Here is a 12,386-nt window from a genome sequence, read left to right on the forward strand (position 1 = left end):
ACAGAGCGTGGCAAGAAAACACCCGTGTCTCAGGTCAAGCAAGCGACAAACGGCAACCGCGACCCCGCGTGGGGGGACCTCTGCCGTGCCGCGACACTTGCGTACGCGCTCTTAGCGGTCGTGGCGTTGGCCGTTGCGCTCACGCTGGCGCAACCGGCGTTTCCCAACCTTACGGCTGCGCTCCTCTTCTTTGCCGCAGTAGTCTTTTGGGGCACATGGGCGGTAGTGCCAACGCTTGCGGTGCTCTGCGCGCTGGGACGGTGGCGCTTGGTACGCACGGCCCGTGCTCAGACCCTTCTGCTCTGGTTTTTGCCCGTTTTCTTCACCGGGGTGACGGGGTACGTGGCTAGCTTGCTCGGTTGGATCGCTGCGCCGGCAACGGTGTGGCGCGCAATGGGCATTGCCGCGATGCTCGGCTTAGGGATCGGTTGGGTCGTTGCCGGGTGGCAAGAGCGGCAGGCGCTCATCGACGCAGCGCGAACGGCGCAAGCTGCGGCGCTACAGGCGCGCACCCATCCCCACTTCTTGCTGAACAGCCTCAACGTGATCGCAGGGCTGCTCCCTGACGCCCCCCATCAGGCAGAACGGGCGATCGAAAACTTGGCCCTCCTGCTCCAAGCGGCGCTCAGTGACCCCCATCCGTGGCCGTTGGCGGCGGAACTCGACGCGGCGCGAGCGTACTTGGCGTTGGCGCAGTTGCGCTACGGTGACCGTCTGGTGCTCGACTGGCAGATCGACTGTCCGGAAGCGGTTCTGTCCCAACGGGTACCCCGCTGGTGTCTTGTGCCGCTCATCGAAAACGCGGTGACGCACGGGGTGGCGCGCCGCCGCGAGCCGACGACGGTTTCGGTGACACTGCGGGTGACGGAAAATCAGTTGACCGTGCGCGTCGGTAACCCGGTCGCGGAACGCGCACACCTCCCCACCCGCTCCGATTCCGGCTTTGGCGTTGGCTTGGCGGCGGTGACGCGCCAGATTGCAGCTCGTGGCGGCACCGTGCAACAGGTTCAGGAAGCGGGTTGGCACTGGGTGGCGCTGACGCTACCACTTGATCCGCGAAACCACGAATGAAGAGGGTGCGATGCAGATCTGGATCGTAGAAGACGAACCGTTGGCTGCAAGTCGCCTGGCCCGCTTGCTGACCCCGCTGGGTCATACGGTTCGGACCTTTCCCGACGCCGAAACCGCCCGAGCCGAAGCGGCACGGACACTACCGGACGTCGTCCTGTTGGATATCGAACTGCCCGGCGAATCGGGGCTTACGCTTGCGCACTGGTTCGATACACTGCCGCAGCCGCCTGCGGTGGTGATGGTGACCGCGTACCCGGAACACGCGCTTGCGGCGTTTGCCGCCCATGCGGTCGATTACCTGGTGAAGCCCGTTCGCGCCGAAGCGCTCGCGCGAGCACTCCAAGCCGCGGCACGCCCTCGCCGCCCCCAGGCTGCGGCCGCGTCGCACGAGCCGATCTGGACCTTCTCCTTGGGCCGGCAGCGGGTGCAGGTGCCGCAATCGGCGATTCGCTACCTCTCTGCGGAGGCCAAAACGGTCTGGGCAGAAACGACGCTGGGGCGACTGGCTGCCGAAGGATCGCTCACCCAGTGGGGCGCGCAGTTGGGGGAGCGCTTTGTGCGCATCCATCGCGCCTATTTGGTGAACCGGGCCTGGTTGGCCGCATGGGTGCCCGACACGAGCGAAGGGGGGGGAATCGTCGCGCTTCGCGACGGCACGACCTTACCGGTAAGCCGCCGCCATGCCGCGGCCGTTCGTGCGCTTTTTGAACAAAAAAGCCAAGCGCAACGCTTGGCTGTCGATTCAGATTGAGTCACGCAAGGAGAATGGAGCGGGTGATGGGAATCGAACCCACGTTCTCAGCTTGGGAAGCTGATGTTCTACCATTGAACTACACCCGCTCGACGAATGCATATTATAACTCGGTTTGGAGAAACTCTGTCAACAGCCGCTTTGCTAGCAACGGGACACTTGCCGAGAATCGGCAACGCGCAGCGCGGCCCCGCCCACCCTAGCGGTTACGCTGCGGTTTCGGGAAGAAGCCGACGATAGCGCCCGGCAAAATAGACGAGCGGCTCCCCTTCGAACCACGCATGCCGCACCACCCGCGCAAGGAAGAGGCGATGGTCCCCTCCGTCGTGTTCGGCATAGGGCGCAAGTTCAAAATGCGCGAGCGCCGGCTCGATGAGCGGAACGCCATGGTCGCCGTCGCGCCACGCGGTAGCGGCAAACGCATCGACACCGGGCGTTGCGAACGCCGAGGACACCCCCTCTTGATCGGCACGCAAGAGCGAAATCCCGTACCATCGCGCCTGTTGGAAAACGGGAAGACGGCGCAGCCCCAACCCAAGGCTAAAAACGACGAGCGGCGGATCGAGCGAGACCGAATTGAACGAATTGATGGTAAGCCCCACCGGCGTCCCATCGCGATCGCGCGCCGTCACAATACCGATGCCTGTAGCGAAACGTCCCAACGTGTCGCGCAACGCCCGCGACGCTTGATCCAACATCGGGAGACCCCATTGGCAAAAAAACGCGAGAACTGTAATTCATTCCCACCCCAATGGCAAGCACTGTGGGCCGAACGGCTGATCGCTTGGCACCGCGTCTCAGGACGTCGCAACCTGCCGTGGCATACCCGCGACCCTTACCGTATTTGGCTCTCCGAAGTGATGTTGCAGCAGACGCAAGTCACGACGGTGATCCCCTATTACGAACGCTTCGTCGCCGCATGGCCCACGGTCGAGGCCCTTGCCGCGGCGCCGCTCGAGGCGGTGTTGGCGGCGTGGAGCGGGCTGGGGTATTACGCCCGCGCGCGCAACCTTCACCGCGCCGCGCAGCAAATCGTTCGCACCTGGCGCGGTGCGTGGCCACACGACCCGAAGCAGTGGGCGCAACTGCCGGGGGTGGGCCGTTCGACCGCTGCGGCGATCTGTGCGTTCGCGTTCGGCACGCGCGCCGCGATCCTCGACGGCAACGTCGAACGCGTGCTCGTCCGCCTCTTTGGGATCGCCACGCCGCTACCGGATTCCGCGGTAAAGCGGCAACTGTGGCAAATCGCCGAGGCGCTGCTTCCGGAGTCAAACGCCGCGATGCCGGAGTACACCCAGGCGCAGATGGACTTGGGCGCGCTCGTCTGCACCCGCGGCACCCCAAACTGCGCGCGCTGCCCGGTCGTCGAGTGGTGCGCCGCCTACGCAGCGGGTAACGCCGCAGCGCTCCCCCAACGCAAAGCACGTGCTCCAGTTCCGGAGGTCGACTGGACGCTGCGCGCCTACCGCTGCGGCACCCGATACTGGTGGGTACGGCGCCCCAGTCAGGGGATCTGGGGCGGACTCTGGACGCTGCCACACGCCGACGAACCGCCGCCGCCCGGCACGTGGCAACACACGACCACCGAAGCGCTTCCCCCGCATCGCCTCACCCATCGCCGGTTGCGGATCACCATCGAAGAATGGACGACGCCGCCCCACCTCTGTTACGATTCCGACTCCCCTGCAGCGGGGCGCTGGGCGAGCGCGCGCGACGCATTGGCGTGGTGGGGCCTTCCGCGCCCGTTGGCGGCGTGGGCAGAGACGCGCGCGGTGTCCTGACGGCTGACCCAGCAGGCCTGACCCAGAAAGGAGCAGACGATGGAACCCGGTTTTTGGCACGAACGCTGGCAAAAAGGTGAGATCGGTTTTCACCTCGACCGTTTCAACCCCAAGCTCCTCGCCTACTGGCCCCGCCTTGCCGTTCCGGGCAACGCGACGGTCTTCGTTCCGCTCTGCGGCAAAAGTCTGGACATGCTCTGGTTGCGGGAGCAAGGTCACCGCGTGGTGGGGGTCGAATTGAGCCCAGTGGCCGTCAGCCAATTCTTCGAAGAGAACGACGCAACTCCCGAAGTCACCGAGTGCCCCCCGCACACTGCCTACACCACCGACGGGATTCGCCTCTACCTGGGCGACTACTTCGCCCTCACCCCGGAACAGGTGTGGCACTGGGGCGAGGAGGCGCCCGCCCACACCGACACCGCGATCTACGACCGCGCTGCACTCGTGGCACTGCCGCCCGAGATGCGCTCCCGTTATGCGGCGAAGATGCGGAGTCTGTCCCGCCCAGGCACGAAAATGCTTTTGGTCACGCTCGAATACCCGCAAGCAGAACGGGCCGGGCCGCCCTTCAGCGTCCCACCCGACGAAGTGTCCGCCCATTTCGCCGACGTGGCCACGATCGAACATTGGGCCGACGACGATGTGCTGCCCGAGCACCCCCATTGGCAGGCCCGCGGCATCGCTTATCTACGCGAACATGTCTTTGCGCTCACCTGGCACGGCTGAAACCGCGTTCGGAAGGCGGGAGACCACGATGGCACAGCGAATCACCCTCTACTTTGGCATGGGCTGCTTCTGGGGAGCGCAACAGCGGTTGCGGAGTCTCCCCGGCGTGGTCGCCACCGAGGTCGGTTACGCCGGCGGCGACGATCCGAACCCCACTTACGAACGGGTCCTCGCGTTCGAACGTGCGCTGCGCGCCGGGTTCGCCACTGGACGCAACCACGCCGAAGTGGTCAAGGTGGTTTGGGAGGCCCCCAGTAACCGTGCCGACGCCGCCACGGCGCTCGTACCGCTTCTTGCCGCGTTCTGGGCGGGGCACGACCCGACGCAGCGCGACCGACAAGGCAACGACATCGGCAGCAACTACCGCAGTGCGCTCTATTACGAAACGAACGACGACACGGTTTGGCTGCTGCCGCTCCTCTTGGCGAGCCGCGCCGCGTACGCCTGGGCGTTGTGGCAAACGGCAGGCGGCGCACCGCGCTTTTCTGCCCCCACTACCGAGATCGCTCCGGTGCGCCACTACACCCCTGCGGAAAGCTACCATCAGGACTACCTCATCAAACACCCGGACGGTTACTGCGGTTTGGGGGGAACCGGTGTCGCGCTGCCTCCTTACCCCTGGACGCTCCCGGGGAGTGAGGCACGTCGATTCTGGGCGTGGCTCGGGCAAGCGGTGCTATCCCCCGAAGCGTTCGCGATCGCGTTCGAACACGGCACGGAGCGGCCGTTTACCGGCTGCCACCTCCACGAAAAGCACCCTGGCCGGTTTTTCGACCCCCTCTCTGGCGCGCTGCTCTTTCGCTCCGCGACGAAATTCGATAGCGGCACCGGCTGGCCCAGCTTTTTCGCCGCGGAACCGGGTGCGGTCACCGAGCACGAAGACCGCTCCTATGGGATGGTGCGCACCGAAGTGCGCAGCCGCGCCACCGGCATCCATCTGGGCCACCTCTTCCCCGATGGGCCACCGCCGACGGGGCTACGCTACTGCATCAACGGCAATGTGCTTGCGTTTGCGCCAAGCGCCGAAGCGGAAAGATCCGTTTGATGGCCCAACCTTCACCCACCCTGTTTGCGCTCATCATCGCGCTCGTTGCGCTGGGGCCGCTTTCGACCGATCTCTACCTTCCGGCGCTGCCCGCGCTCGTTGCCGACCTTGAAACCGACGTCGCCCACGGACAACTGACACTCACCGCGTACCTGATCGGCTTTGCGGTCGGGCAGCTCGTCTATGGCCCCCTTTCGGACCGCTTCGGGCGCAAGCCGGTGATCCTTTCGGGCCTGGCGCTCTATGCGGCAGCGTCGCTCGCCTGTGTCTGGAGCGAAAACATCACCATGCTGCTTGCGGCACGGGTGGTTCAGGCCGTCGGCGCCTGTGTCGGCCCGGTGCTTGGGCGAACGATCGTGCGCGATGTCTATGGACCGGTGGATGCGCCGCGAATGCTTGCGCACGTCGGCTCGGTGATGGCGATCGCACCGATGGTCGCGCCGCTCATCGGCGGCGTGATCACGAGCCACTTTGCGTGGCGCGGCAATTTCGTCGCGCTCTTTGGCTACGCCGCGGTGACGCTCGTGGCGATCCTTTGGGCGTTACCGGAAACCAACGCCCACCGCGGCAAAGCGTCGTTCGGCTTTATGGGCGCCTTTGTAACGCTCCTGCGCGACCCACGCTTTCGCTGGCTGCTCATCGCGAACGCCTGCGGCTACGCCGCGCTCTTTGCGTTCATTTCGGGCTCCAGTTTCGTCTTCATCGGCATGTTCGGGTTTACCCCGGTGCAGATGGGGCTTGCGTTTGCGGTGATGGTTACGGGCTTTTTCGTCGGTTCGGTGATGAGCGCCCGCCTGTCGCGCCGGTTGGGGGCGGAACGGTTGCTGCGGCTGGGTGGATCGATCGGCTTGGTGGGGGGCACCGCGATGCTCCTTTGGCTGATGCTCGCCCCTTCGCCGCTCGGTGTGATGCTTCCGATGTGGCTGTGCGGCGCCGCAGCCGGACTGTTGATGCCCAACGCCACGGGACTCGCGCTTGCGCCCTACCCGACGATCGCCGGCGCCGCCGCTTCCCTCTTGGGTTTTTCGCAGATGGGCATCGCTGCAGCTGCAGGAACCGTGGTCGGGCACCTCTTGACAGAGACGCCACTTCCGATGGCAGCGGTGATTGCCGTGGTGATGAGCTGGGCATGGTGGAGCACCCGGCAAGCGACGCGAGCACTCACAAACGCCTCAGCCTGACGGAATACCCCCCCAGGAACGGCAAGCGGTGGCGCTTCCGGCACGCCCTATTGCCAAAGCGTACGGAACGGAATAATATAAGTCTATAATGATAATTTGCCCCAGCAGGAGTCCTACGATGAAAGAACCAACCAACGTGCCGCGCCCCTTTTGGCCTCCGCTGGTTGCGGGGGTGGCGCTCGGTGTGACAGTGCTCTTTACTTTCTTGCTCACCGGTAACGGCTTGGGCGCAAGCGGCGCCTTTGCCCGCACCGCAGCGTGGTTGGGCGGCGAAAGCGCGAAAACCAACGCCTACCTGGGCGCTTTCTGGCAAAACGGTCACCCGTTGAACAATTGGATCGACTGGGTGGTGGTGGGTGTTTTTCTGGGCGCGCTCCTTTCTGCGGTGAATAGCGGCCGCTTTCGGTGGAAGCTGGAGGGAGCTGCTGCAATCGGCACGGGTCAGCGGATCGCCACTGCGTTTCTAGGCGGCGTGCTTGCGGGATTCGGGTCGCGCATTGCCGCAGGGTGCACAAGCGGCTTGGGTCTTTCGGGCGGTGCGACGCTCGCCGTTTCGGCGTTCGTGTTTCTCGCACTCTTCTTCGTTACCGGAATCGTCGTCTCACGGATGATGCCCAAAGGAGAATGAGCGATGCCTTTTTACGATTATTCGCTGGCCTCAGGGCTACTTTGCGGCATTTTGTTCGGCTACATTCTGGAATCGGCCGGCTTTGGCAGCGCCTGTAAGCTTACCGCGCAGTTTCGTTTTTCGGATTGGTCGGTGCTCAAAGTGATGTTTACCGCGATCGTCGTTGCGGCTGTTGGTCTCTACGCGCTCAGTTCGGCTGGCGTGATCGCGTACCGGGATCTCTACGTTCCGCCTGCCCACCTGGGCGGCGCCGCGATTGGTGGGGTTTTGATCGGCGCTGGATTCGCAGTGGGCGGCTACTGCCCCGGCACCGCCGCAAGCGCCCTCGGTTCGGGCCGATGGGACGGACTCATCTTCATGATCGGCATGGTGGTTGGCGTTGCGCTCTTTGCCGCTGGCTACGATACCTTTGGGGCGTGGGTCAACCTGGGTACGATCCAGACCGAGCGACTTCCTGAACTCCTTGGGATATCCGAGCCGGTGTTGCTTGCGCTCTTTGCGTTGCTGGCTGCGGCCATTTTCTGGTTCGGCTCCCGCGTGGAACGACAGCAGGGTGGCGCGCTCACCGCAGAAGCGCTCGATGCCCGCTAATGGCGCCCCCACTCGAGCAGTCGTCGTTCTCGCTTTCCCACCCACCTGAAAGGAGAGGTCCATGAAACTGCCCAAAATCGTTCGCCGTGTGGCCCCCGCGGTTGCGGTTGCGCTCGCTACCGCGGTCACTGCGCCCGTGACCAGTGCGCAGGGCAATCCCTGCGCGCCAGCGCGCCGGAGTATGAACCCGTGCGCCGCAGGGAACCCCTGCGCGCCGGCGCGACGCGGCGCAAACCCCTGTGCCGCGGGCAACCCATGCGCACCGGCTCGTCGTGGTGGCAATCCGTGCGCCGCAGGCAACCCGTGCGCACCGGCGCGACGCAGCGCGAACCCCTGTGCCGCCGGCAACCCGTGCGCCCCCAAACGGGGTGCAGCCAACCCCTGCGCCGCGGGTAACCCGTGTGCGCCGAAACGCCGCGCAGCCAATCCGTGCGCAGCCCGTTGATCGTTTTCACAACCCACAAGGAGGAGTTACCATGCGTGTTCGTTTCGTTTTGGCGGGTCTGCTCATCACCGGTACGGTCTCCGCTGCGGAACTGCCCGGTCCCATCGTCACCGTCGACTGGCTTACGCAAAACCTCGACAAGGTTCAGGTCGTTCAAATCCACGCTCCGGACCTTTTCACCGCGCAACCGCAATACAAAAAAGACGAAAAGAGTGGCCAGACGAAATTGGTCGATGTCGGCGGCCATATTCCCGGCGCTCTCCTGATCGATCCGAAAAAGACGCGTACCGAACGCCAGATCGGCGATCTGAAGGTGAAGTACATGCTGCCGACTGCGACGGAATTCACCCAAATCGTCCAAGCAAGCGGCATCCAGGCTGGCAAACCGATCGTGCTCGTTTCGCCGGGAACTTCTGCTGCCGAATTCAACGACGCGACGCGCCTCTACTGGCAGTTCAAGTACTACGGGGAAAAGAACATCGCGATTCTCGATGGGGGGCTGGCGGCGTGGATTCAGGCGGGGCAAAAAGTGGAATCGACCCCGGTGACAGCGCAACCCGGCAACTGGCAAGTGAAAGGTGAGGACCCGTCGATACTGGCAACCAGCGACGAAGTGGCAGCAGGCAAAGCGCAATTGGTCGACGCACGCCCGTTCCCTATGGTGTTTGGCTACACCAAACGCGACTATGTCTATGATTACGGCCACATCGCCGGCGCCAAGATCTTCCCGCCGGAACTGCACACGATCCAGAAAGGGCTTGCCCACCATCTCTTGAGCCCCGAGGCCTACACGAAAGTCTTCCAAGCAATGGGCATCGACCCGAATGCGCCGTCGATCACCTACTGCAATAGCGGTCATCTTTCGGCGGGTCCTTGGTTCGTCCTGCACGAAATGATGGGGAACGCAAACGTCAAGCTCTATGATGGATCGTTGCACGAATGGACGCTCGAGAAGCGCCCGCTCGTCTCGCTGATCCCGCACTGATCGCAGCAAGCGCTCCCTCCACCTGGTCCGCCCGCGCGCGCAAGCGCACCCGGGCCGCGCTCCGCGACTGGGTGCTTGCTGAAGGGGCGCTGCGCGCTGCGGGCAGCGACGTGGTACGCGAAATGCTCCGAACCGCAGAGCGTTTCGTCACGTTCGACCACTACCCCGCAGACGATGTCCTCGACGCCCAGACCGGCGCCCAGTACTACTACCACGCCCATCGCAGTGGCGAACACGGCCACTTCCATTGCTTTGCCCGCGCTCCGCTCCTTCCGCCCGACGCCGCTTGGCGATCGCGCAAGGGACAACGCTTTGGGTCGCAAGACCGGGAGGCGATCGCCCACCTCGTTGCAATCGGAATGGATGCGTGGGGTCGGCCAATCTCCCTTTTTCTCACCAACCGCTGGGTGACCGACGAAACTTGGGTTCCCGCGCACCGACTCACCCCCTTGGTCCTTCGCTTTGCGGCCACCCACGCCTACCCCAACTGGGCGGCAAACCTCTGGCTTACGACCTTCATTCAAGCGGTCCAACCGTGGATTGTCGCGCTGCTGCGGGCCCGTGACGCGCGCATCGCACCGCACCTTGCCGCCCAACCGGAGGTGCTCGAAGACCGCTCGATCGAAGTGATCGTGCAGATGGAGCTTACCACCGCATGGCCGGCGCTGGCTGCGTGGGCCGGGGTAGAATTGCCACCGATTCCCGAATAAGCAAAGGCTCACGCAATGGAAAAAACCGCTGAGGCAACCCTACCGACCCCGACCGACGCGCGCGTGGTTTTGGTCACCGCACCGGATGAAGCCACGGCGCAGACGCTTGCGCGCACGCTCGTCGATGAGTCGCTTGCCGCCTGTTGCAACCTCATTCCCGCCATCCGTTCGATCTACCGCTGGCAAGGGGAGCGGTGCGAAGAGGCCGAGTGGCTCCTGGTGATCAAAACCACCGCCGCGGCCCTTTCACGGCTTACCGAACGGATCACGGCGCTTCACCCGTACGAAGTGCCTGAGGTGGTGGCGTTGCCGATCGTTGGCGGCGCGGAACCTTATCTGGAATGGGTCGCTCAAAGCGTCATCGCATCTTGAATCACTGCAGGAGTCGTCCGTGCCTCGCGCCGCTTTCGCTTTCTTGGTGCGCTGGATTGGCGCGGCACGCGCCGTGCTGCGTGCATTCGCCCACCTTGCGCTGACCGCGGTGCTCCTTGGCGCACTGTCGTTCGCATCCGCAGCAGACCCGGTTCCGCCAGAAGAGGCCTACCCGGCCGAAGCGTACCGCCTCGACGCGCAGACGATCGCAGTCGAATTCACGATTCGCCCCGACTACTACCTCTACCGCGACAAAATTCGCGTCGCGCCGCTCACCGCGGGACTGCAACTGGGCACGCCTACGATTCCCCCCGGTAAACGGAAAAAAGACGATTTCTTCGGGGAAACAGAGGTCTTCACCGAAACCGTCCAGATCACGGTTCCGGTCGAAGCGGCGCCCGGCGATGCCGAACCGTGGCGCATTCGGGTGATCAGTCAGGGGTGCTGGAACGGGGGGGTCTGTTACCCGCCGCTTGAACAGACGCTGACCGTTGCCGACGCCCCGCCGCAACGCTCCTGGCTGGGCAAACTCATCGGCAGCGTCACTTCACCGGATGCGCGCAACACCTTGCCCGACGCCAGTCCGCCGCGCGATAGCGATGCCGCACCCACCGAGGGTAGCGCTGCCGCAACCGACCAAGCCGGTGCGGCTAATGCGGCTCCTTTATCGAACGCCGCTGCCTCTGTGGCGGCTGAAGAGAAGCCGTTGGGTCAACGCGCGGGCAGCGCGCAAGCGGGGGGTAACAACCCTTCGCTTGACGAAGCCGGGTCGCTGGCGGCGTTCCTAGCGCAACAAAACCCGGCGACGGTGCTGGCCGCGTTCTTCGGGTTTGGGCTGCTGCTTTCTTTTACGCCGTGCGTCTTTCCGATGATCCCGATCCTCTCTGGAATCATCGTCGGTCAAGGGAAAACGATTTCGCGGCTGCGGGCGCTCGGGCTCACGCTCACCTATGTCGTGGCGATGGCGGTCACGTACGCCCTTGCCGGGGTTGCGGCGGGGCTTACGGGAACGATGGTGCAAGCGGCGCTGCAACACCCAGCGGTGCTGGTCACCTTTGCGCTTTTGTTCGTTGCGCTTGCGCTTTCGCTCTTTGGCTTCTATGAGCTGCAAATGCCCACCCGTTGGCAAACCCGGCTCAACCAACTCGCAGGGAGCCAGCAAGGGGGGCAACTCATCGGGGTCGCGGTGATGGGCGTGCTGTCGGCGCTCATCGTCGGCCCGTGCGTGGCGCCGCCGCTCGTGGGGGCGCTCCTCTACATTTCCCAAACGGGCGATGCCGTGTTCGGGGGGGCGGCGCTCTTTGCGCTCGGTCTGGGGATGGGCGCGCCGCTCATTGCGGTTGGCGTAGGCGCCCGCGCGCTGCTTCCAAAGAGCGGCCCGTGGATGAACGGCGTCAAAGCGGCGATGGGGGTGGTGATGCTCGCGCTTGCGTGGTGGCTCGTTCGCCCTGTGGTTGCCGATCTTTGGTGGCTCGTCGGTTGGGCGGTGCTCGCGGTGGGAACGGCGGTGGCGCTGGGCGCACTCGAGCCGCTCCCCATCGGTGCGCGCTGGCCGAAACGGATGGGGAAAGCGCTCGGCCTCCTGCTCCTTGCGTACGGCGTGGCGGCGTTTTGGGGGGCGCTTGCGGGCAATCGCGACCCGTTGCAGCCGCTTGCGGGTTTTGCCGGCGGCAATGGCGGGACAGCGACCGCAAACCGCGGTGCGCTCACATTCCAGCCCATCGGCTCGGTCACGGAACTAGAAGCGGCGGTAGCCAAGAGCACGCGCCCGGTGCTGGTCGATGTCCGTGCCGACTGGTGCGTCTCTTGTCTTGAACTCGAACGATACACCTTCACCGACCCGCAGGTGGTCGCGCTCCTTAGCAACGTGACGCTCCTCAGAATGGACGTCACCGAAAACAACGCGCGCGATCAAGCATTCCTTCGCCACTTCCAGATCTTCGGCCCGCCGGCGTTGCTCTTTTTCGCGCCGGGTAACCCTGTGGAGCTGCGCCAATACCGGATCACAGGCTTTGTCGATGGGCCAACCTTTGCCGCCCACCTCCGTAAGTGGCTGAGCGAATGATGAACCGCAGCCGCGCCTGTTTGTCTCTGCGTGCC

Annotated in this window: 14 protein-coding genes and 1 tRNA gene; 13 read left to right on the forward strand and 2 right to left on the reverse strand. The window is 64.5% G+C overall.

Going from position 1 to position 12,386, the window contains the following annotated elements; genetic code table 11:
• Window positions 1-24 precede the first annotated feature (24 nt).
• Together KUL93_RS11705 and KUL93_RS04830 are read left to right on the forward strand one after the other, a co-directional pair.
• Window positions 25-1,071 carry a sensor histidine kinase gene (locus KUL93_RS11705; protein ID WP_217125960.1) on the forward strand — a complete coding sequence of 349 codons (1,047 nt, stop codon included), beginning with the start codon at window positions 25-27 and terminating at the stop codon, window positions 1,069-1,071.
• Window positions 1,072-1,081: 10 nt separating this feature from the next.
• The gene (locus KUL93_RS04830; protein ID WP_217125961.1) at window positions 1,082-1,822 is read left to right on the forward strand and encodes a LytR/AlgR family response regulator transcription factor; all 741 of its coding nucleotides are present in this window, start codon (window positions 1,082-1,084) and stop codon (window positions 1,820-1,822) included.
• 15 nt (window positions 1,823-1,837) lie between these two features.
• Here KUL93_RS04830 and KUL93_RS04835 read toward each other — a convergent pair.
• Window positions 1,838-1,911, reverse strand: a tRNA-Gly gene (locus tag KUL93_RS04835).
• 117 nt (window positions 1,912-2,028) lie between these two features.
• Window positions 2,029-2,520, reverse strand: a complete 492-nt coding sequence (locus KUL93_RS04840) for a flavin reductase family protein (protein ID WP_217125962.1) — start codon at window positions 2,518-2,520, stop codon at window positions 2,029-2,031.
• A gap of 12 nt (window positions 2,521-2,532) precedes the next feature.
• Here KUL93_RS04840 and mutY point away from each other — a divergent pair, with 12 nt between their 5' ends.
• From mutY to dsbD, 11 genes are all read left to right on the forward strand, one after another.
• Window positions 2,533-3,603, forward strand: coding sequence for an A/G-specific adenine glycosylase (gene mutY, locus KUL93_RS04845; RefSeq protein WP_217125963.1), 1,071 nt, complete (start codon window positions 2,533-2,535; stop codon window positions 3,601-3,603).
• Between the two features lie 39 nt (window positions 3,604-3,642).
• Entirely contained in the window at window positions 3,643-4,329 is a 687-nt protein-coding gene (locus tag KUL93_RS04850) for a thiopurine S-methyltransferase (RefSeq protein ID WP_217125964.1), read from the forward strand.
• A 28-nt stretch (window positions 4,330-4,357) separates the two neighbouring features.
• Window positions 4,358-5,374 (forward strand): peptide-methionine (R)-S-oxide reductase MsrB, encoded by a 1,017-nt coding sequence (gene msrB, locus KUL93_RS04855; protein WP_217125965.1) that lies wholly within the window; start codon window positions 4,358-4,360, stop codon window positions 5,372-5,374.
• The gene (locus KUL93_RS04860) at window positions 5,374-6,555 is read left to right on the forward strand and encodes a multidrug effflux MFS transporter (RefSeq protein ID WP_217125966.1); all 1,182 of its coding nucleotides are present in this window, start codon (window positions 5,374-5,376) and stop codon (window positions 6,553-6,555) included. The genes msrB and KUL93_RS04860 overlap by 1 nt, the downstream gene beginning before the upstream one ends.
• 118 nt (window positions 6,556-6,673) lie before the next feature.
• Entirely contained in the window at window positions 6,674-7,183 is a 510-nt protein-coding gene (locus KUL93_RS04865; RefSeq protein ID WP_217125967.1) for a YeeE/YedE thiosulfate transporter family protein, read from the forward strand.
• Between the two features lie 3 nt (window positions 7,184-7,186).
• Window positions 7,187-7,774, forward strand: a complete 588-nt coding sequence (locus tag KUL93_RS04870) for a DUF6691 family protein (RefSeq protein WP_217125968.1) — start codon at window positions 7,187-7,189, stop codon at window positions 7,772-7,774.
• A 61-nt stretch (window positions 7,775-7,835) separates the two neighbouring features.
• Window positions 7,836-8,219: a hypothetical protein gene (locus KUL93_RS04875; protein ID WP_217125969.1), complete on the forward strand. Its 384-nt coding sequence runs from the start codon at window positions 7,836-7,838 to the stop codon at window positions 8,217-8,219.
• A 31-nt stretch (window positions 8,220-8,250) separates the two neighbouring features.
• Complete coding sequence (locus KUL93_RS04880) at window positions 8,251-9,204, forward strand: sulfurtransferase (protein ID WP_217125970.1); 954 nt, start codon at window positions 8,251-8,253, stop codon at window positions 9,202-9,204.
• Window positions 9,159-9,914: a DUF6969 family protein gene (locus tag KUL93_RS04885; RefSeq protein WP_217125971.1), complete on the forward strand. Its 756-nt coding sequence runs from the start codon at window positions 9,159-9,161 to the stop codon at window positions 9,912-9,914. The genes KUL93_RS04880 and KUL93_RS04885 overlap by 46 nt, the downstream gene beginning before the upstream one ends.
• 15 nt (window positions 9,915-9,929) lie before the next feature.
• Window positions 9,930-10,286: a divalent-cation tolerance protein CutA gene (gene cutA, locus KUL93_RS04890; protein ID WP_217125972.1), complete on the forward strand. Its 357-nt coding sequence runs from the start codon at window positions 9,930-9,932 to the stop codon at window positions 10,284-10,286.
• Between the two features lie 19 nt (window positions 10,287-10,305).
• The gene (gene dsbD / locus KUL93_RS04895) at window positions 10,306-12,351 is read left to right on the forward strand and encodes a protein-disulfide reductase DsbD (RefSeq protein ID WP_217125973.1); all 2,046 of its coding nucleotides are present in this window, start codon (window positions 10,306-10,308) and stop codon (window positions 12,349-12,351) included.
• The last annotated feature ends 35 nt before the right edge of the window (window positions 12,352-12,386 follow it).

The sequence above is a fragment of the Hydrogenophilus thiooxidans genome (genome assembly GCF_019049855.1).
Lineage (GTDB): Bacteria > Pseudomonadota > Gammaproteobacteria > Burkholderiales > Rhodocyclaceae > Hydrogenophilus > Hydrogenophilus thiooxidans.

Bases quoted from the DNA above. Each gene is read 5' to 3' on its own strand.
- KUL93_RS04880 (WP_217125970.1), top strand. From the start codon at position 8,251: ATGCGTGTTCGTTTCGTTTTGGCGGGTCTGCTCATCACCGGTACGGTC.
- KUL93_RS04875 (WP_217125969.1), top strand. From the start codon at position 7,836: ATGAAACTGCCCAAAATCGTTCGCCGTGTGGCCCCCGCGGTTGCGGTT.
- KUL93_RS04860 (WP_217125966.1), top strand. From the start codon at position 5,374: ATGGCCCAACCTTCACCCACCCTGTTTGCGCTCATCATCGCGCTCGTT.
- KUL93_RS04840 (WP_217125962.1), bottom strand. From the start codon at position 2,520: ATGTTGGATCAAGCGTCGCGGGCGTTGCGCGACACGTTGGGACGTTTC.
- KUL93_RS04870 (WP_217125968.1), top strand. From the start codon at position 7,187: ATGCCTTTTTACGATTATTCGCTGGCCTCAGGGCTACTTTGCGGCATT.
- msrB (WP_217125965.1), top strand. From the start codon at position 4,358: ATGGCACAGCGAATCACCCTCTACTTTGGCATGGGCTGCTTCTGGGGA.
- KUL93_RS04830 (WP_217125961.1), top strand. From the start codon at position 1,082: ATGCAGATCTGGATCGTAGAAGACGAACCGTTGGCTGCAAGTCGCCTG.
- cutA (WP_217125972.1), top strand. From the start codon at position 9,930: ATGGAAAAAACCGCTGAGGCAACCCTACCGACCCCGACCGACGCGCGC.
- KUL93_RS04865 (WP_217125967.1), top strand. From the start codon at position 6,674: ATGAAAGAACCAACCAACGTGCCGCGCCCCTTTTGGCCTCCGCTGGTT.
- KUL93_RS04885 (WP_217125971.1), top strand. From the start codon at position 9,159: ATGGACGCTCGAGAAGCGCCCGCTCGTCTCGCTGATCCCGCACTGATC.
- KUL93_RS04850 (WP_217125964.1), top strand. From the start codon at position 3,643: ATGGAACCCGGTTTTTGGCACGAACGCTGGCAAAAAGGTGAGATCGGT.